Source organism: Streptomyces sp. PKU-EA00015 (assembly GCF_013387495.1).
GTDB lineage: Bacteria > Actinomycetota > Actinomycetes > Streptomycetales > Streptomycetaceae > Streptomyces.
Window position 1 is genome coordinate 243,146 of the sequence record NZ_JABZEE010000005.1, and the last position, 19,033, is coordinate 262,178.

Annotated in this window: 14 protein-coding genes and 1 pseudogene; 9 read left to right on the top strand and 6 right to left on the bottom strand. The window is 72.8% G+C overall.

Annotated features, from left to right (window positions below):
• Positions 1-224: 224 nt before the first annotated feature.
• Positions 225-2,444: an NADP-dependent isocitrate dehydrogenase gene (locus tag HW130_RS06040; RefSeq protein ID WP_177148364.1), complete on the top strand. Its 2,220-nt coding sequence runs from the start codon at positions 225-227 to the stop codon at positions 2,442-2,444.
• Positions 2,445-2,622: 178 nt separating this feature from the next.
• Here the strand turns inward: HW130_RS06040 and HW130_RS06045 are convergent, their stop codons facing one another.
• Entirely contained in the window at positions 2,623-3,546 is a 924-nt protein-coding gene (locus tag HW130_RS06045; protein ID WP_177148365.1) for a glutamate ABC transporter substrate-binding protein, read from the bottom strand.
• A gap of 383 nt (positions 3,547-3,929) precedes the next feature.
• Here HW130_RS06045 and HW130_RS06050 point away from each other — a divergent pair, with 383 nt between their 5' ends.
• The gene (locus tag HW130_RS06050) at positions 3,930-4,337 is read left to right on the top strand and encodes a hypothetical protein (RefSeq protein ID WP_177148366.1); all 408 of its coding nucleotides are present in this window, start codon (positions 3,930-3,932) and stop codon (positions 4,335-4,337) included.
• Positions 4,338-4,422: 85 nt separating this feature from the next.
• On the opposite strand, the gene HW130_RS06055 is transcribed toward HW130_RS06050, so the two are convergent.
• On the bottom strand, positions 4,423-6,873 hold the full coding sequence (locus tag HW130_RS06055; RefSeq protein ID WP_177148367.1) for a SpoIIE family protein phosphatase: 2,451 nt from the start codon (positions 6,871-6,873) through the stop codon (positions 4,423-4,425).
• A 143-nt stretch (positions 6,874-7,016) separates the two neighbouring features.
• On the opposite strand from HW130_RS06055, the gene HW130_RS06060 reads away from it, so the two are divergent.
• From HW130_RS06060 to HW130_RS06075, 4 genes are all read left to right on the top strand, one after another.
• A complete protein-coding gene (locus tag HW130_RS06060) occupies positions 7,017-7,490 on the top strand; it encodes a VOC family protein (RefSeq protein ID WP_177148368.1) in 474 nt (157 codons plus the stop codon).
• 97 nt (positions 7,491-7,587) lie between these two features.
• On the top strand, positions 7,588-8,952 hold the full coding sequence (locus tag HW130_RS06065; RefSeq protein WP_177148369.1) for a cytochrome P450: 1,365 nt from the start codon (positions 7,588-7,590) through the stop codon (positions 8,950-8,952).
• A gap of 72 nt (positions 8,953-9,024) precedes the next feature.
• Positions 9,025-9,681, top strand: a complete 657-nt coding sequence (locus HW130_RS06070) for a maleylpyruvate isomerase N-terminal domain-containing protein (RefSeq protein ID WP_177148370.1) — start codon at positions 9,025-9,027, stop codon at positions 9,679-9,681.
• Positions 9,682-9,741: 60 nt separating this feature from the next.
• A complete protein-coding gene (locus HW130_RS06075) occupies positions 9,742-10,674 on the top strand; it encodes a hypothetical protein (protein ID WP_177148371.1) in 933 nt (310 codons plus the stop codon).
• A 43-nt stretch (positions 10,675-10,717) separates the two neighbouring features.
• On the opposite strand, the gene HW130_RS36675 is transcribed toward HW130_RS06075, so the two are convergent.
• The 3 genes and pseudogenes from HW130_RS36675 to HW130_RS06090 form a co-directional block, all read right to left on the bottom strand.
• Entirely contained in the window at positions 10,718-10,933 is a 216-nt protein-coding gene (locus HW130_RS36675) for a hypothetical protein (protein ID WP_177148372.1), read from the bottom strand.
• Between the two features lie 281 nt (positions 10,934-11,214).
• A complete protein-coding gene (locus HW130_RS06085; RefSeq protein ID WP_177148373.1) occupies positions 11,215-11,874 on the bottom strand; it encodes a hypothetical protein in 660 nt (219 codons plus the stop codon).
• A 582-nt stretch (positions 11,875-12,456) separates the two neighbouring features.
• Positions 12,457-12,730 (bottom strand): annotated as a pseudogene (locus HW130_RS06090) (VOC family protein); the annotation flags it as partial.
• Between the two features lie 394 nt (positions 12,731-13,124).
• Here HW130_RS06090 and HW130_RS06095 point away from each other — a divergent pair.
• Positions 13,125-15,545, top strand: a complete 2,421-nt coding sequence (locus HW130_RS06095) for a SpoIIE family protein phosphatase (RefSeq protein WP_177148374.1) — start codon at positions 13,125-13,127, stop codon at positions 15,543-15,545.
• 40 nt (positions 15,546-15,585) lie between these two features.
• Positions 15,586-16,053: a MarR family winged helix-turn-helix transcriptional regulator gene (locus tag HW130_RS06100; protein WP_177148375.1), complete on the top strand. Its 468-nt coding sequence runs from the start codon at positions 15,586-15,588 to the stop codon at positions 16,051-16,053.
• Between the two features lie 31 nt (positions 16,054-16,084).
• Here HW130_RS06100 and HW130_RS06105 read toward each other — a convergent pair whose 3' ends face one another.
• The gene (locus HW130_RS06105) at positions 16,085-17,341 is read right to left on the bottom strand and encodes a Tm-1-like ATP-binding domain-containing protein (RefSeq protein ID WP_177148376.1); all 1,257 of its coding nucleotides are present in this window, start codon (positions 17,339-17,341) and stop codon (positions 16,085-16,087) included.
• Between the two features lie 222 nt (positions 17,342-17,563).
• Here HW130_RS06105 and zwf point away from each other — a divergent pair.
• Positions 17,564-19,033 (top strand): glucose-6-phosphate dehydrogenase (gene zwf, locus HW130_RS06110; RefSeq protein ID WP_177148377.1); only part of this gene is annotated, 1,470 nt, incomplete at its 3' end.

Sequence of the window (19,033 nt, forward strand, 5' to 3'; positions counted from 1 at the left end):
CCGGGAGACCGGCGTCGTCCGCCCGTGGGGCGGACGACGCCGGTCCACGCGCGCGCGGACGCCGGCCGTCCCCCGCCACGGCCGTCGCTCCGGGCGCGGGGCGGTCAAGATCGCTCCCTCCGGGGCGCCGATCACGACCGTGACGAGGCCCCTGTCGATCAGGGGCCGATCACGAGATATCTTGATGTCGAGCAATGTTGCAGACGTGGAGAGCGGAGCACCCGGTGACTGACTCGACCATCATCTATACGCACACTGACGAGGCGCCCGCCCTGGCGACGTACTCGTTCCTGCCCGTGGTCCAGGCGTATGCCTCGACGGCCGGTGTCACCGTGGAGACCCGTGACATCTCGCTCGCGGGACGGATCATCTCCCAGTTCCCCGAGTACCTCGAAGAGGGACAGCGCGTCGACGACGCCCTCGCCGAGCTCGGCGAGCTGGCGAAGACACCCAGTGCGAACATCATCAAGCTGCCGAACATCTCGGCCTCGATCCCGCAGCTGAAGGCCGCGGTCGCCGAGCTCCAGGAGCAGGGCTACGCGCTGCCGGACTACCCGGACGACCCGAAGACCGACGAGGAGCGCGACATCCGCGCCCGCTACGACAAGGTCAAGGGCAGCGCCGTCAACCCGGTCCTGCGCGAGGGCAACTCCGACCGCCGGGCCCCCGCCTCGGTCAAGAACTACGCCAAGGAACACCCGCACCGCATGGGCGCGTGGACCTCCGACTCGAAGACGAACGTCGCCACCATGGGCGTCGACGACTTCCGCTCCACCGAGAAGTCCGCGGTCGTCGCCGAGAACGGCACCCTGCGCATCGAGCTCAAGGGTGACGACGGCTCCACCACCGTGCTGCGCGAGTCGGTCCCCGTCCTCGCGGGCGAGGTCGTCGACGCGTCCGTCATGCGCGTCGCCGCCCTGCGCGAGTTCCTCACCGCCCAGGTCGCCCGTGCCAAGGCGGAGGGCGTGCTGTTCTCCGTGCACCTGAAGGCCACGATGATGAAGGTCTCCGACCCGATCGTCTTCGGCCACGTCGTACGCGCCTTCTTCCCGAAGACCTTCGCGCAGTACGGCGAGGCGCTCGCCAAGGCCGGTCTCACCCCGAACGACGGCCTCGGCGGCATCTTCAAGGGCCTCGAGGCCCTGCCCGAGGGCGCCGAGATCAAGGCGTCCTTCGACGCCGAGCTCGCCGAGGGCCCGGCCCTCGCCATGGTCGACTCCGACCGCGGCATCACCAACCTGCACGTTCCGAGCGACGTCATCGTCGACGCCTCCATGCCGGCCATGATCCGCACCTCCGGCCACATGTGGGGCCCCGACGGCCAGGAGGCCGACACCCTCGCCGTCCTCCCGGACAGCAGTTACGCGGGCGTGTACCAGGCCGTCATCGAGGACTGCCGCGCCAACGGCGCCTACGACCCGGCCACCATGGGCTCCGTGCCCAACGTCGGCCTGATGGCGCAGAAGGCCGAGGAGTACGGCAGCCACGACAAGACCTTCGAGATCCCCGCCACCGGCACCGTCCGTGTCGTCGACGCCGACGGCAACGCCGTGCTGGAGCAGGTCGTCGGAGCGGGCGACATCTTCCGCATGTGCCAGACCAAGGACGCCCCGATCAAGGACTGGGTGAAGCTCGCCGTCACCCGCGCCCGCGCCACCGGCGACCCGGCCGTCTTCTGGCTGGACGAGGGCCGCGCCCACGACGCGCAGCTGATCGAGAAGGTCAAGGCGTACCTGCGGGAGCACGACACCGAGGGTCTGGACATCAGGATCCTGTCCCCGGTCGAGGCGACCAAGCTCTCCGTCGAGCGCATCCGCCGTGGCGAGAACACCATCTCCGTCACCGGCAACGTACTGCGCGACTACCTGACCGACCTGTTCCCGATCCTGGAGCTGGGGACCAGCGCCAAGATGCTGTCGGTCGTCCCGCTGATGAACGGCGGCGGCCTCTTCGAGACGGGCGCCGGCGGCTCCGCCCCCAAGCACGTCCAGCAGCTCGTCAAGGAGAACTACCTGCGCTGGGACAGCCTGGGCGAGTTCCTCGCGCTGGCGGTCAGCTTCGAGCACCTCGCGACGACCACGGGCAACGCGCGCGCCCAGGTTCTCGCCGACACGCTGGACCGCGCCACCGGCACCTTCCTCAACGAGGACAAGTCGCCGAGCCGCAGGCTCGGCGGCATCGACAACCGCGGCAGCCACTTCTACCTGGCCCTGTACTGGGCCCAGGAGCTGGCCCGGCAGACCGACGACGCGCAGCTCGCGAAGGCGTTCGGGCCCCTGGCCAAGACGCTGGGCGAGCAGGAGCGGACCATCGTCGACGAGCTGATCGCCGTCCAGGGCTCCCCGGCCGACATCGGCGGCTACTACCAGCCCGACCCGGCCAAGGCCGCGACCGTCATGCGCCCCTCGGCGACCTTCAACCAGGCGCTCGCCACCCTCGGCTGACGCCGACGCACCCCATCCGCCCCGGCCGGCGCCACGCCCGGCCGGGGCGGACCCGTTGTCGGGTGCCGGCAGCCGTGTGCCTGTGAAGGGGCCGGCTCCCCTGCGCCGCGAAGCACGACCGCACGACGAAGGGGGCGGCCGCCCGATGACCGGGTGGCCGCCCCTTCGTGACGGGGTGTCAGTAACGTTCGACGAGCGGAGTACCGGCGTACTTGGAGCCGGACAGACCCAGCGTCGCGTCGTACGCCTGCTCGTGGTCGCCGCTCGCGTCGTGCGCCTCGATCGAGTCCGACACCGCCTTGCGCAGCGCCGTGTCGCTCTTGGCCATCCCGATGCCGTACGGCTCCTCGGTGAACGGGTTGCCGACGACCTTCAGCTTGTCCGGCGCCTGCGCCGCGTACCCCAGGAGGATGGCGTCGTCCGTGGTCACGGCGTCGACGTCGCCGTCGAGCAGCCGCTTGACGCACTCGCCGTACTTGTTCGTCTCGACCGTCTGGGTGTTGTACTCGGGCTTCTGGATCTCGCGCAGGGCCGTCGCGCCCTTGACGGAGCAGACCGTCTTGCCCTGCAGGGAGTAGGGGCCGCCGATGGTGCGGTCGTCCTTGCGGACGAGCAGGTCGGCGCCGGCCATGAAGTACGGGCCGGCGAAGCCGACCTTCTTCTTGCGCTCGGCGTTGATGGTGTACGTGCCGACGTACAGGTCCACCTCGCCGTTGGCGATGGCCGCTTCACGGCTGCGGGTGTCGATCGTCTTGAACTGGATCAGCCGGGGGGCGAAGCCGAGGTCCGCGGCGACCATCTTGGCGATCTCGATGTCGAAGCCGGACCGCTGGCCGTTCGCGTCCTGGTAGCCGAGGAAGGGCTGGTCGTCCTTGACCCCGATCACGAGCTTGCCGGCCTTCTGCGCCCGGGCCAGGGTCGGCGAGTCGAACGAGACGTCCGTCGCGACCTTGTAGGTCGGCAGCTTGGGCTGCTCCAGGGAATTCGTGCTGCGGGACGGGGTGTCACCGGGGGAACTCTGCTCGCCGCTGCAGGAGGTGGCGGTGAGAGCGACCGCGATCACGGTGATCGCCGCGAACGTGGCCGACTTGCGGGACTTCATGGTGCGACATCCTCTGTTCCAACGATCCGGGGGAGCGGACGACGCCTGGGGGCGGCGTTGCTCCCGCACCGAGACCGTGGTCCCCTGCTCCACCGTTCTCGATGGTGAGGACCCTAAGGAAGGGCTCGGCGGTTCGTCACCACATCTGAGCTGAACTTGAGGATCACGGTCCGGAAACGGAGGGGTGAAACCGGGGCGAACGGTGATGTCAACGGCGCGGTGATCCGGGTCACGGGCACGAGTCGCACCGTCCCGAGGAAAAGCGCTGGTCGGAAACCGTGGGCGAGGGGTCGTTCCCCCGGTTGTGGTGTGGCGTGTTGCGGCGGCGACCGCCGGGCCCCTAAATGAGGCAAATCCCAAAAATTCCCCGGATCGGATGGCTCATGGTGCTCACCCACACGCTCGACCGTGGCGTACTGGTCGTCACGCTCCACGGCGACGTCATGATCAGTGACCGTGCCACGGTGTCGCAGCAGCTCGCGGAGGTCGTCCGGTCCTATCTGCCGCGGGCCGTGGTGATCGAGCTCCGGACGTCGGTGGTGAGCGCGGCGGCGCTCAGCGCCGTGCTGCGGGCGCACCGGCAGTGCGGCCAGGCGGGCATGACGCTGTCGGCGGTGGCCACGGTGGCATCGGCCAGGCGCCTGCTCGAGGCCGGTACGGACGGCTCCGGCCTGCGGGTCTTCGCCCGCCGCGCGGACGCCGTCACAGCGGCGGTCACGCCCGCGGCGACGCCGGTCGCCCCTCCCGCCGCGGTGACGCCTCCGGCGGCCGCTGCCCCGGCCCCGGCCTGACGGTCGGGGGTCGTCTCCGACGCCGCCCGGGGGCCGGGGCCTGAGCGTGTCGTGCGGCCGCCCGGGCGTCGCGCGCCGGTCCCGGTCACACCACCGGGCTCCCCGGCGTCGGAGGGAGCAACTGCTCCGTCCACACCGTCTTGCCCTCCCGCGCGTGCCGCGTTCCCCAGTGCTCCGTCAGCTGGGCGACGAGCAGCAGTCCGCGTCCGCCCTCGTCGGTGGCGCGGGCACGCCGCAGGTGCGGAGAGGTGCTGCTCGGGTCGGTGACCTCGCAGATCAGCCGGTGATGGTGGATCAGCCGCAGGGTCACCGGGCCCCCGGCGTAGCGGTACGCGTTGGTCACGAGCTCGCTGACGATCAGCTCGGTGGTGAACACCAGCTCGTCCAGCCCCCAAGCCGCCAGCTGTTCGGCCGTCAGCCGACGGGCCTTCGAAGGCGCGGTGGCCTCCGCGGTCAGCTCCCACGTGGCGACGAGTTCCGGCGCCAGCCTGCTCGTCCGTGCCAGCAGGAGCGCCACGTCGTCACTCGGCCGGGCGGGCAGGAGCGCGTCGACGACGTCCTCGGCCAGCTCGTCCAGCTGCCGCGGGCCGGACCCGCCGAGCACGGTGCACAGGCGGGCGATCCCGTCCTCCATGTCGTGCTCCTCGCCCTCGACGAGACCGTTGGTGTAGAGCGCGATCACGCTGCCCTCCGGCAGTGTCAGTTCCGCGGTCTCGAACGGCAGTCCGCCGAGGCCGAGGGGCGGCCCGGCGGGCAGGTCCGGGACGCTCACGACGCCGTCCGGAGTCACCACCGCGGGGGGCGGGTGCCCGGCCCGCGCGATGCAGCACTGCCGGGCCACCGGGTCGTACACCGCGTACAGGCAGGTCGCCCCCACCACCTGCTCCCCGGGGCCTCCCTGGTCGTCGGGCTCCTGCTCGCCGGCGAGACGGGTGACGAGGTCGTCGAGGTGGGAGAGGACCTCGTCCGGTTCGAGGTCCAGGTCGGCCAGGGTGTGCACCGCGGTGCGCAGACGCCCCATGGTCGCGGCCGCGTTGATGCCGTGCCCCACGACGTCGCCGATGACGAGGGCGACCCGCGCCCCGGACAGGGGGACCACGTCGAACCAGTCGCCGCCGACCCCCGCCGCACCGCCGGCCGGCAGGTAGCGATGGGCGACGAGGACCGCGGGGTGCTCCGGCAGCTCCCGCGGCATCAGCCTTCGCTGCAGCGCCAGCGCCGTCCTGCGCTGCTGCGTGAACCGCCGTGCGTTGTCGATGGACACGGCGGCCCGCGCGGCCAGTTCGCCCGCGAGCGTGAGGTCGTCCTCCTCGAACGGTTCGGGCAGCCGGGAGCGCCACAGGCTCATGCATCCCAGCACGAGGCCGCGCGCGGTGAGGGGCACGACCATCAGCGAATGCACCCCCCGCAGTTCCGCGGCCTCCGCGCGATCCAGACCCGCGAGCGCCTTCGACAGGTCGACGAAGGGCTCGAGGACGGGACGCCGGCCGGACAGACAGCGCGCCTGCGGTGTGCCGGGAGGGAAGGTGGTGAGCGTGCCCACCGGGAACATGATCTGTTCGGATGCGGCTGCGACGCTGTGCAGCGCCGTCCTGCGCACCGCGTCTCCCCTGCTGTCCGGAACCGGCTCCTCGCCGCGGCTGACCTGTTCCAGGAGGTCGACCGAGACGCAGTCGGCCAGTCCCGGCACGGCCGCCTCCGCGAGCTCGGAGGCGGTCGTCCCCACGTCCAGCGTCGTGCCGATCCCGGCGCCCGCGGCGCTGAGCAGCGCCAGCCTGCGCCGCGCCCGGTGCCGCTCGGTGACGTCCTCGACCAGCTGGGTCACTCCGAGCACCCGGCCGGTGGAGTCCTCCAGCCGGTACGCGGACACGTCGACGAACCGTTCCGTGGTGGGTGCGGCGAGCAGCCGGCAGGACTGCTCGGTGAAGATCAGCGGCTCCCCGGTGTCCAGTACCTCCCGCAGCCGGTCCTCCACGGTGTCCGCGTCCACCCGTACGAGGAAGTCACCGATCCTGAACCCGCGCGCCTGCTCCGCCTCGAAGCCACCGAGACGGGCGATCGCCCGGTTGACGCGCAGGATGGTCAGAGCGGTGTCGTGGACCGCGAGCCCGATCGGGGACCTGCGGAACAGGCCGTCCATCACCGAGCGGTCGATCTCCCACTGGACGACCTCGGCGGCCGGGGCACCGACCAGGAACCACTCCGTCTCCCCGTCGTCCCGCGTCACGAGCCGGGCGCGGACCCCGAAACCGAGGGTGCGCCCCTCCTTGACGCGTACGGGCACCACCCCGAACCAGCCCCGGTCCCGCCGGCACTCCGCCGCGGCCTTCATCAGGACCCCCTCGTCCTGGGGGTCCACCAGCAGCTCGGTGGCCTCCCGGCCGAGGGCCTCGCGGGACGCGTATCCGAGCAGTGCCTCCGCGCGCTCGCTCCAGCCGGTGACCCGCCCGTGCGGATCCAGCACCACGGAGACGGCCCGACCCAGCGAGAACGGGTCCTCCGGGCTCTCACTGATCAGTGTCACGGAACCGGTCATCGCTTCCATCCTCCGCCGGGACCCCGGGCCGCGCACTCGGTGGCCCTCCGGGGAAGTCCGGCGGCGGGCAGCGATGAATTCCGGACGGCCGGACGGTCTGAACCGGCGAAGACCCGTCCGACCCACCCGGTCAGGAGAACGACATGCCCAGGATCACGCCCAATCTCTGGTTCGACACGCAGGGCAAGGAGGCCGCCGAGTTCTACGTCTCGGTCTTCCCCAACTCCAAGATCACCAACGTCTCCTACTACGGCGAGGCGGGCCCGCGCCCGGCCGGGACCGTGCTGACCGTGGACTTCGTGCTCGACGGCCAGCCCTACACCGCGATCAACGGCGGACCCGAGTTCACCTTCGACGAGGCGGTGTCCTTCCTCATCGACTGCGCCGACCAGGAGGAGGTCGACTACTACTGGAGCAAGCTGTCCGAGGGCGGGCAGGAGGGCCCGTGCGGATGGCTCAAGGACAAGTACGGACTGTCGTGGCAGGTGGTGCCTGCCGTGCTGGAGGAGCTGCTGAAGGACCCCGACGCCGAGCGCGCCCAGCGTGTGATGAAGGCCATGCTCGGGATGGGCAAGCTGGACGTGGCGGCACTGCGCGCGGCGGCCGACGGAGCCTGACGCGGCGGTGGTGGCCGGCGCGCCCCCTCACCCAACGCCCTTTGACACAATGGGCGTTCACAACGATGTGCGACGCCGCCGCCGACCTGGGGGGACCATGACCACCACTGCCGCACGGGTACCCGGTCCGGCGGGGCTGCCGCTGCTCGGGTCGATGCTCGACCTCAAGCGGGACTCCCTCGGCACCTTCCTCGCGGCCCGGCGCGAGCACGGGGACGTCGTCCGCCTCACCGCCGGGCCGCCCGGACTGCGGGCCGAGCTGTACGCCGTGTTCTCCGCCGAGGGCGCGCAGCAGGTGCTCGCCACCGACGCGGCCAACTTCCGCAAGGACAACGCCTTCTACCAGGAGGTCCGCGAGTCCTTCGGCAACGGCCTGCTGACCAGTCAGGACGCCGACTACCTGCGGCAGCGCCGTCTGGTGCAGCCGCTGTTCACCCGGCGCCGCGTCGACGGCTACGCGGACGCCGTCACCACGGAGACGGCGTCGATGCTCGCCGCCTGGCGCGGCGCCCCGAGCCGGACCGTGGACGTCGTCGGCGAGATGACGGGCCTGACGCTGCGCGCGGTCGCGCGCATCCTCTTCGGCACGGACGTCGAATCGGCCGTCGCCGTCGTCGAGCGCTGCTTCCCCGTCATCGGCGACTACGTTCTGCGCCGGGGCTACTCGCCCGTCAACGTCCCGCGCGACTGGCCCACTCCGGGCAACCGCCGAGCCGCGGCCGCGACCGACGAGCTGTACGCCGTGTGCGACCGCATCATCGAGAAGCGGCGCGCGGAGGGGGACGCGGCGAACGGCGACGACCTGCTCACGCTGCTCGCGGCGGCGCACAGCGAGGAGGACGGCAGCTTCGACGCCGCCGAGATCCGCGACCAGGTGCTGATCTTCCTGCTCGCGGGCCACGAGACGACGGCGACCTCGCTCGGCTTCGCGCTGCATCTGCTCGCCCGTCACCCCGAGCAGCAGGAGCGGGCCAGGGCCGAGGCGGCGAGCGTCCTCGCCGGTCGCGTACCGGGCGCGGCGGACCTCGACCTGCTGCCGTACCTGACCAAGGTGCTCAAGGAGACCATGCGGCTCTACCCGGCGGGCCCGGTCATCGGCCGCCGCGCCGTCGCCGCCACCGAGATCGGCGGCCACACCGTGCCGGCGGGCGCCGATGTGCTCGTCGCCCCCTGGGTGACGCACCGCCACCCGCGGTACTGGGAGGAGCCCGAGCGCTTCGACCCCGAGCGCTTCACGCCCGAGCGGGACAAGGAACGGCCCCGCTACGCCTGGTTCCCGTTCGGCGGCGGGCCGCGCGCCTGCATCGGCCAGCACTTCTCCATGCTGGAGTCCGTGCTCGCGCTCGCGATGATCCTCGGGGAGTACGAACTGACGGCGAAGGACGAGACGGTGCCCGTCGACACGGGGATCACCCTGCGCGCCGCCGGGCCGGCCCGCTGCGTCCTGCGCCCCGTCTCCTGACAACGACGGCTGACGCCGTCCGCAGCGGTATCGGGTGGAGCGCGACCCGTCCGCCCGGGATACGGTCCCGGCATGTCCCCTTCAGCCGAGAACAGGGCCCCCTCCGCCGTGACGGCGGACGACGTCGACCGCGCCGTGCGTCTTGGCCTCGATCTCCTGGGCTCCGCGCCGCCCGGCGCCGCGTGGGACGCGAGGGCGGGGACCCTCGAGTGGGACTGCTGGGAGACCGTCGAGCACCTCGCCGACGACCTGTTCGCCTACGCCGTCCAACTCGGCCCGCGCAATCCCTCCCCGGACCGCGTCGTGCCCTTCGTCTACGACAGCCGCAGGCCGGGCGGCCCCCGCAACACCGTGCACGTGGAGCGCGGGGAGGGAGCGGCGGGGCTGCTGGAGGTCCTGGAGTCGTGCGGGGCGCTGCTCACCGCCATGGTGCGCACGGCGCCGCCCGGACTCCGCTCGCACCACGTCTTCGGGAACTCCGACGCCGAGGGCTTCGCCGCCATGGGCGTCGTCGAGACCCTGGTCCACACGCACGACGTGGCGCTGGGGCTCGGGCTGCGCTGGGCGCCGCCGGACGGACTGTGTGCGCGGGTGCTGACGCGGCTGTTCCCCGACGTGCCGGGCGGTACGGACCCCTGGCCCACGCTGCTGTGGGCCACCGGGCGCGGCGATCTCCCCGGGCGGCAGCGCCGCACGGCATGGCGCTGGTACGGCGAACCGAGGCTGTGAGCCATCCTGGTCACGGGCCCTCTCCGCCGAGGGCCGGGGCGACGGGCCGCAAGGAGGACCGTGGACCTGGAGAGCATCCTCGACGAGCTGTACGGGCTGCGCCCGCAGGACTTCACCGCAGCCCGCAACGCGCGCGCGGCCGAGGCCCGCAGAGCGGGGGACCCCCGCCTCGCGGAGCGCATCAAGGCGCTGCGGCGCCCCACCGTCTCGGCGTGGGCGGGCAACCTCCTCGTGCGCCGCGACCCTGAACGGGTCCGGCCGCTGCTGGCCCTCGGTGAAGGTCTGCGCAGTGCCCACCGCGGCCTCAACGGCGAGCAGCTGCGCGAGCTGAGCCGGCAGCAGCACCTCCTGGTCTCCGCACTCGCCCGCGAGGCACGCGACCTGGCCGCGGCGGAAGGTCAGCAGGTGGGGGAGAGCGCCCTGCGGGAGATCGAGGGCACCCTGCACGCCGTGCTCGCCGACCCGGCGGCGGCCGAGGAGTGGGCGGCGGGCCACCTGGACCGGCCGCTGACCCCGCCCGTGGGGTTCACGGCTGCGGTGGCGGACCCCGGCGTCGTGGCGAATCGCGCGCCCGCGCCCCGGCCGGGCGGGAGGCCACAGGCCGAGGGCCCGGAACGCGCGGCGGAGCCGCTTGGACGAGAGCGGCGCGCGGAGCGGGACGAGGCCCGCCGGGCGGAGCAGGAGCAGGCCCGCCGCAAGGCGCGGGAGCAGGCCGCATCAGCCGAGGAGGAGGCGCGCGACCGCGAGGCGGAGCACGCCCGGGCCGCCGCGGAGAGCGAGCGCGCCGACGCGCAGGCCGACGAGGCCGCCGAACGGGTCGACGTGCTGACCGAGGAGCTGAAAGAGGCCAGGTCCAACCTGCGTGCCGCCGAGAAGGAGGCCCGCCGTGCACGCGACCGGGCCCGTGCCGCGGACGTCGCGGCTTCGTCGGCACGCCACCGGGCCCGCCAGGCGTCGCAGAACGTGGGGCGACCGACGTCGGACAGGGAGTGAGCCCGGCCGCCCGGGCCCGCCCCCTGCCGGCTCGCCGTCCGCCTCAGCGCTCGCGCGTACGCCGGGGGCCGGGGCCGCCGGCACCTTCGGACCCGCCGACGCCTTCGGACCCGCCGGCCTCGGCGTCGTCCGCACCCGGCTCCGGGTCGTTCGCCTGCTCGATGCGTGTGTGCTGCTGCCGGGACCGCAGGTAGTCCTGCACCTCGTGCTTCATCTCGTCGTCCTTGCGCGGGCTCACGCGGTTGCTGCCACGCTCCATGGAGAGCGCACCTCCTCAACGTGCCTTCGTTCTCTGCCCGGCCCATACCCATAGGCGACAAACCCACACGAAACACCATGCCGTATCTGGCGGGCGCGCCGCAGCCGGAAGTACTGCGCAGTACCCGCCGGGACGCCGATCATGCGCGGTATGCCGCGGGCCTTCGTCCCATTGACGGCCGGGGCCGAGTCGCCCCCGTGGCGGCCACTCTCCGGACGTCGGGGCATGCGTTCGCGCGGCAGCGAGGCTGCCGGGCGAACCGGACCGTCCGGTCCAGGGCGTCAGGTGCTGTGCGCCGCTCTCGCCGCCCGTGTGCGGCGCACCAGAGCCGAGCCGGTCAGGAGCGCCGCTGCCACCGCGCTGAGCACGGCCGCGGCCCCCGCCGAGGTGAACGACTCGCCGAGGCTGCTGTGCACCAGGTCGACCGCACCCGCACTCGCCAGAGCGTGGAGCGCGATGACGCCCACGGCCAGTCCCGCCGCGGCGGCCGAGACGACCACCGTGTCCCGCAGGGCGAGCCATACGGCGCACACCATGCAGAGCACCATGACGGCCACGGACAGCGTCTCCGCGTAGCCGCCCGACCGCAGTCCCGCGAGGTCGGTCGGCACATGGAGGAGGCCGCAGGCGAACAGCAGGACCGCCGCGGGCCAGCGCAGCGCGGAACGCAGCGCGGGGGAGACGGTGTGACTGCTCGGCCCCGCCGCGAGCGCGCTGTCCAGCGCCGCCGGCGGCCACGTCGAGGGCTCCGGCGACTCCTTCCGCTCCCGCGGCCGCTTCGATGGTCTCGGCCGCTCCGCCTGCACGGCGAGGACGGCCGGGGATTCCTTCCCGTCCTCGGCGCGTTCGTCCGGGCTCCGCGCGGCCCGCGCCGCCGGCGCGGGCCCGGCGGGCTGGTTCATGCGGTCGGCCGGATCCGGGGTGAAGGCGTCGGGGGGCATGGCGCGGGCTCCGTTCGTGGACGGTAGGCGTCCACCGTGTCTGTCTCGTGCTGCCTTGTGCTCATGAGTGGGCGCGTCCTCATGGGTGGGCGCGCACTTGTTACATCTAGTGCGCAGTTCCCCGCACTGCGCCATCGGGGGTCGGCCCCCGATGGGCCGTCGGGGCGAACGGGTCCCGGGTCGGCGGGCAGCGGACGGCGCACAGGGGCGGGGACGCGGTCCCCGCCCCTGTCGGAGCATGCGCAATCCGTGCGGGCCCTCGGCCCGAGGGCTCAGCTCCCACCGCTTCAGTAGGGCCGGGTGATGACCTCCATGCCGTGCCCTGCCGGATCGTGGAAGTACATGCCCCGCCCGCCGTCGTTGCGGTTGATCTCACCCGGCCGCTAGGGCCTCTCGTTTGGATCATGCCGGGCTCGCGGGCCCTGGCACGCACGCTCGCCGCGTTGTCGTCGGTCGCCATGGCTCCGCCATTGTCTCCCTCCTCCGCCTTGCGATCGCACGCACCAGCCCCTCCCCCTACGCCCTGCGGGCGTGGGGGGACCCCCACTCACTGATCCGGCCTGATCCAAACGAAAGACTTTAGCCGTGCGGATCGGCGAAGTACGTGACGCCCGCTTCCTCGATGCGCCGGAAGATCCCGTCGACCTCGTCCTCCGAGACCAGGAACGCATAGTGCTGGAGGGGGACTTCGTCACCGAGCGTCGCGAAGTCGAGGGGTGACGCCGTTGCTGAGGGCGAGCGGGATGAACGGGCCCCACTCCTGCCCGACTTCGAGCCCGAGGACATGGGCGAGGAACGCGGCCGACTCGCGGTTGTCCTTGGCGAGCACGATGGTGTGGTTGAACTCTGCTGACACTGTGGATTGCCTCCGTCGGGCAAACTCACGGGCACCTCCATGCCTCACCCGGTCGGTGACCGACACGCGATGCCGTACACGTGAGCGTAGATCGGCTCCCGGGCCCCTGTCACGCCGCTCTTCTGCCGCGCACGGCGTCCCATGTGGTGCTCCGCCGACGCGAGTTGGCGGCACGTGACGCGGCGCAGCGCCGCCCGAGGGCCGGTCGGTACCGGCCCGTTCACCGGTTCGCCGAGCGGCAGCGGGCCCGGTGGAGTTCAATGAGAGGCGCGGGGGCCGAGCGCACAGCCGTCGCCGGACGCCGGCGGGACGGGACACCGGCCGATGCCGGGCGCGACCGGCGCCGGGCAGGGACCGACGGATCACGGGAGCGCCCCCTGGGAGTGATCGACGAGTGAGCACCAGCGGCCATGTTCCCGGCAGCGGTCCCCACCGCCCGGAGGACGGCGCACTCCTCGTGCTCGACGACGCCGCTACGGTGCTCGCCTGCACCGGGGCCGCCGCCGAGCTGCTCGGAGCCCCCGCCGCCGGGATCAGCGGACGCGACGTCGGCGCGTTCTTCGCCGAACCCGGCGACTGGCCACGGCTGCGGGGCCTCGCGCCCGACGACCGTCCTCGCTCCCTGCGCGCATCGCTGCGCGGGCCCGGCGGTCCGGTGCCCGTGCAACTGGATCTGCTGCCGATCGACGGCACGCTGCCCGCGCGGTTCCTGCTGCGGATCACGGCCGCGGAACACGTCGACCGGCGGGAGGAGAACGAGGCCCTCGTCGGCGCGCTGTTCTCGCAGACGGGCATCGGGCTCGCCATCCACGACCCGGAGCTGCGCCTGACGCGCATCAATCCGCTGCCCGGGGACCTGCGCCCCGGGGCGGCGCGCCGCGACCCCTCCGGCGGTGCCCTCGGGCTGCGGATCGGGGAGCTGCTGGTCCCCGAGGACGCGGCGGTCGTCGAGGCCCGGCTTCGCCGTGTCGCCACGACGGGCGAGCCGCTCATCGACTTCGTCACCCCGGCACGGCTCGCCAGGGCCCCCGGACGCGAGCGGGTCATCTCGCTGTCCGCGCTCAGGCTGTCGGGCGCCAAGGGAGCCGTACGCGGCGTCGCCGTGACGTTCACCGACGTCACAGAGCACGAACGCTCCCGCAAGCGGGCGGCACTGGTCGCCACGGCGGCCTCCGCGCTCGGCCGGTCCCTGGAGGTCTCGCGCAACGCGCAGGTGCTGGCCGACCTGCTGGTCCCGGCGTTCGCCGACCTGGCTGCCGTGGACCTCACGGAGGCCGTGCTGGTGGGCGACGAACCGGGCGCCTTCGCGACGGGGGCGCCGCTGCGCCGGGTCTCGGCCGTCGCGGCCGACGGCGGGTGGCCCGACGAGCTGTACCCGCCCGGCTCCGTCATCCGCGTACGGGGCTACGAGAGCGACCGGCTGCGGCTCGGGTCGGCCGTCATCGTCGCCGACCTGGACGAGCTGCGGCCCAGGATCGCCGACGACCCCGACCGGGTGCGTCTCGTGCTGACCGACCGCGCCACCTCGTACATGGTGGTGCCGCTGCAGGCCCGCGGGCACGTCCTCGGAGCCGTCTCGGTGTGGCGGAGCGGCGACCGGGCCCCGTTCGACGCGCAGGACGCCGCCGTCGCGGAGGACATCGCCTCCCGGGCCGCGCTCGCCGTCGACAACGCCCGCCGGTACACCCGTGAACGGCGCACCGCGGAGACCCTGCAGCGCAGTCTGCTGCCACGCCCTCTGCTGAAGGTGACCGCAGCGGAGACGGCGGGGATCTACGTGCCCGGCAGGACGCTCGCGGGCACCGGCGGCAGCTGGTTCGACGTGATCACGCTCTCCTCGTCGCGGGTCGCCTTCGTCGCCGGCCACGTGCGCGGGCACGGTCTCAACGCGGCCGCCGCGATGGGCAGTCTGCGGACCGCCGTGCGCACGCTCAGCGATCTCGACCCGCCGCCGGACGAGCTGCTGACCCACCTCGACGATCTCGTGGTGCGGCTCGCGGAGGACGAGCAGCCGGGCGGCGCCGAGGGCACGGTCCGCGGGGCGAGCTGTCTGTACGCCGTCTACGACCCGGTCAGCGCACGGTGCAGGATGGCCAGCGCCGGTCACGCGCCGCCCGTGCTGGCCCGGGCCGCCGGAGGCGCCGCGCCGGTCGGGCTGCCGGCCGGCCCCGCTCTGGGCAGGGAGGGCGCGCCCTTCGAACCGGTGGAGGTGGAGCTCCGGCCGGGCGACCTGCTGGCGTTCACCGCCGGATCGCTGTCCGCTGAGGCGGGTGACGCGGGCCGTGTGACCACGTACCTGCGCGAGGAGGCCGTCGGCGGCGGTGCCCGGCCGGTGCCCGACATCGGCCGGGAGATGCTCGTACCGTTCCTGGCCGAGCCTCCGGACCACGACGCCGCGCTGCTGCTGGCCCGGGTGGCCGTCACGCCCGAAGAAGCGGTCGCCGCCTGGGAGTTCCCGGCGGACGTGAAGATCGTGGCGGACGCGCGGGCCGAGGTCGCCCGCCGACTGACCGGGTGGGGGCTCGACGACCTCGTGTTCACCACCGAACTGATCGTCAGCGAGCTGCTCACCAACGCCATCCGGTACGCGGGCGGGCCGGTCGCTGTCCGGCTCATCAGGGACCAGCGGCTGGTGTGCGAGGTGTCCGACCCCAGCCAGACCCAGCCGCATCTGCGCCGGGCGCGCCTCACCGACGAGGGCGGCCGCGGACTCTTCCTGATCGCCCAGCTCACGCACCGGTGGGGGAGCAGGTACACCGCGTCCGGCAAGACGCTGTGGACGGAGCAGCTGCTGCCGCCGCACCTGCGCCCGTGAGCGAGCGGGACGCTGATAGTAGCCATGTACAGTGCCCGGCATGAGCAAGGCATCCACGGGTCCGACGCCCGGCTTCCTGGTGTGGCGGCTGTCGATGAAATGGCGCGTCGCCGTCGACCGGGCGCTCGCGCCGGTGGGCCTGACCCACGCCCAGTACTCGCTCATGGCGACCCTGCACGGCCTCGACCGGTCCGGCGTACGCCCCAGCCAGCGCGAACTCGCCGACCACACCGGCCTCGAAGCGCTCTACGTGTCCAAGCTCGCCCGCGCCCTGGAGGCCGACGGGCTGATCGAGCGGGTCCGGGACGCCGCCGACAGCCGCGCCGTACGCCTCTCGCTCACCGAACGCGGACGGGACGTCACCGGCCGCGCCGTCGTGGTCGTCCAAGACCTGATCGGCAAGCTCCTCGCCCCGCTCGGCGGCCCGGACAGCGACCGCACGGCCGCCCTCGTCCGCGACCTCACCGCACTGCTCGACGCCCCGCTCGACCCGCCCGGCGGACCGTAGGGCCGACGCGCCGAGGCCCATGCGGCCGGCGTCAGGCAGGGGCGGCCGCGCGAGCGCTGATCATCCGGTGCAGGCGTTCCGCCGTCGCCCGGCCGAAGAACGCGTCGTTGACGTCCGCGTCGATGTCGGTCACGGTGACCGTGCTGCCCCGCAGCCCCTCCCGCAGCGCGTCGAACAGGGCCGCGTCCGCCGCCGGGTCGTGGTACGGGCCGCCCGGGACGCCCAGCGTCGACAGGCCGCGCAACGGTACGCACACCTCGGCCGGGCCCGTGGCCGCACGCAGCTTCGCGGCGATTCGCCGGCCCAGTTCGGCGCACTCCTCCGCCGTCGTGCGCACCACCGTGATCGACGGGTTGTGGACCAGGACGTGCCGGTCCCGCATCGCGGCCGGGAGCGTGTCCGGCGGGCCGAACTTCAGCATGTCCAACGCCCCCAGACTCACCACCTGCGGCACACCGTTGCGCCCCGCGGCGGTGAGCCGGTCCGGTCCCGCCGACAGGATGCCGCCGGCCAGGTCGTCCGCCACTTCGCTCAGCGTCAGGTCGAGCACGCCGGCGAACAGCCCCTGCCCGGCCAGCGACTCCAGGGTCCGCCCACCCGGCCCGCTGACGTGGAACACCAGAACCTCGTAGCCCAGCTCGGTCAGCCGGGCCCGGGCCGCGTCGACGCCGGCCGTCGTCACGCCCGCCATGCTCGCCGCCACCAGCGGCCGCTCGCCCGCGGCCAGATCGGCCGGGCGCAGCGCCCGGCGCCCGGACGCGAAGCCCTTCGCCATGCCCGCCGCCGCGTCGGCCGCGTTCGCGAGGACCGGGGCGGAGACCGAGTTGATCCCGGCGATGTCGACGACGCTGTGCATCATCGTGATGTCCGTGGACCCCACGTACGGCGACACGTCGCCCGCCGCCATCGAGGAGACCATCAACTTCGGTACGCCCAGCGGGAGCCCGCGCATCGCACGGGTCGCGATGGAGGTGCCGCCGCTGCCGCCCATCGCCAGGAGGCAGTGCAGCCGGCCCTCCCCGTACAGCCGCGCGACGGCCTCGGCCGCCCCGCGGGCCATCGCCGTCACCGCCGTGCCCCGGTCCCCCTGCGCGCGGAGTTCGGCCAGGTCCGTCCCGGCGGCGCGCGCCACCTCCTCGCGGGAGACGTCCGCGGTGAAGCGCGGCTGACCGATCACTCCGGTGTCGACCACCACCACGTCGACCCCGCCGCCGAGCAGCCGCTCGCGCAGCCAGCCGTACTCCTCACCCTTGGTGTCCAGGGTCCCCACCAGCACAACTGTCGCCATGGGACGTACTGTTCGGTACAACCGGGCCCGGGCACAAGAGCGCCGTCACGGGCGGGCTGGGTCGGTGGCTCGGCGCGGACGGGGCACATGTGTGCCGCCGTTCGGGCCGCACGGGAATGGATCGACGCGTCGCTGCGCTGATGTAGCCGCACAAGATCGGGTGAGATGCGATCCTCGGAACGGACGCACTCGAAGCCGTTCGCTCAAGGAGGCCTGACCCTCATGTCAGAGAACAGCGGCTGGGCGAATCCGCTGCGGGACCCGCTCGACCGGCGGCTGCCCCGTATCGCCGGGCCCTCCGGACTCGTGATCTTCGGAGTCACCGGGGACCTGTCCCGCAAGAAGCTGATGCCCGCCGTCTACGACCTCGCCAACCGCGGGCTGCTGCCGCCGGGCTTCTCGCTCATCGGCTTCGCCCGCCGGGACTGGGCCGACCAGGACTTCGCGCAGGAGGTCCACGACGCCGTCATGGAGCACGCGCGCACACCGTTCCGCGAGGAGGTGTGGCAGCAGCTGGCCGAAGGAATGCGGTTCGTCCAGGGAGACTTCGACGACGACGCCGCCTTCGAGCGGCTGAGGGCGACGGTCGAGGACCTGGACAAGGCGCAGGGCACGGGCGGCAACTTCGCCTTCTACCTGTCGGTGCCGCCGAAGTTCTTCCCCAAGGTCGTCCAGCAGCTCAAGGACCACGGGCTCTCCGATGCGCCCCACGGCTCCTGGCGGCGCGCCGTCATCGAGAAGCCCTTCGGCCACGACCTCGCCAGCGCACGCGATCTCAACGCCATCGTGCACGAGGTGTTCGCCCCGGACGAGGTCTTCCGGATCGACCACTACCTGGGCAAGGAGACCGTCCAGAACATCCTGGCACTGCGGTTCGCCAACACCCTCTTCGAACCCGTCTGGAACCGGTCGTACGTGGACCACGTGCAGATCACGATGGCCGAGGACATCGGCATCGGCGGCCGTGCCGGCTACTACGACGGCATCGGCGCCGCCCGTGACGTCATCCAGAACCACCTGCTCCAGCTGCTCGCGCTGACCGCGATGGAGGAGCCCGTCTCCTTCGACGCCGCTTCCCTGGTCACCGAGAAGCTGAAGGTCTTCAAGGCCGTCAAGGTGCCCGACGACCTGGGCCGGCACACCGTGCGCGCCCAGTACACGACCGGCTGGCAGGGCGGGGCGAAGGCCGTCGGCTACCTCCAGGAGGAGGGCATCGACCCCGCGTCGAAGACCGACACGTACGCCGCGATCAGACTGGAGATCGACAACCGCCGCTGGGCGGGCGTCCCGTTCTATCTGCGCACCGGCAAGCGGCTGGGCCGCCGGGTCACCGAGATCGCGGTCGTCTTCCAGCGCGCCCCGCACTCCCCGTTCGACTCCACGGCCACGGAGGAACTGGGCCAGAACGCCCTGGTCATCCGCGTCCAGCCGGACGAGGGCGTGACCCTGCGCTTCGGTTCCAAGGTGCCCGGCACCTCGATGGAACTGCGCGATGTGACGATGGACTTCGCGTACGGGGAGTCGTTCACCGAGTCCAGCCCCGAGGCGTACGAACGCCTCATCCTCGACGTCCTGCTCGGCGACGCCAACCTCTTCCCGCGCACCGAGGAGGTGGAGGAGTCCTGGAAGATCCTCGACCCGATCGAGCGGTTCTGGGACACGAACGGCTCCCCGGCCCAGTACCCCGCGGGC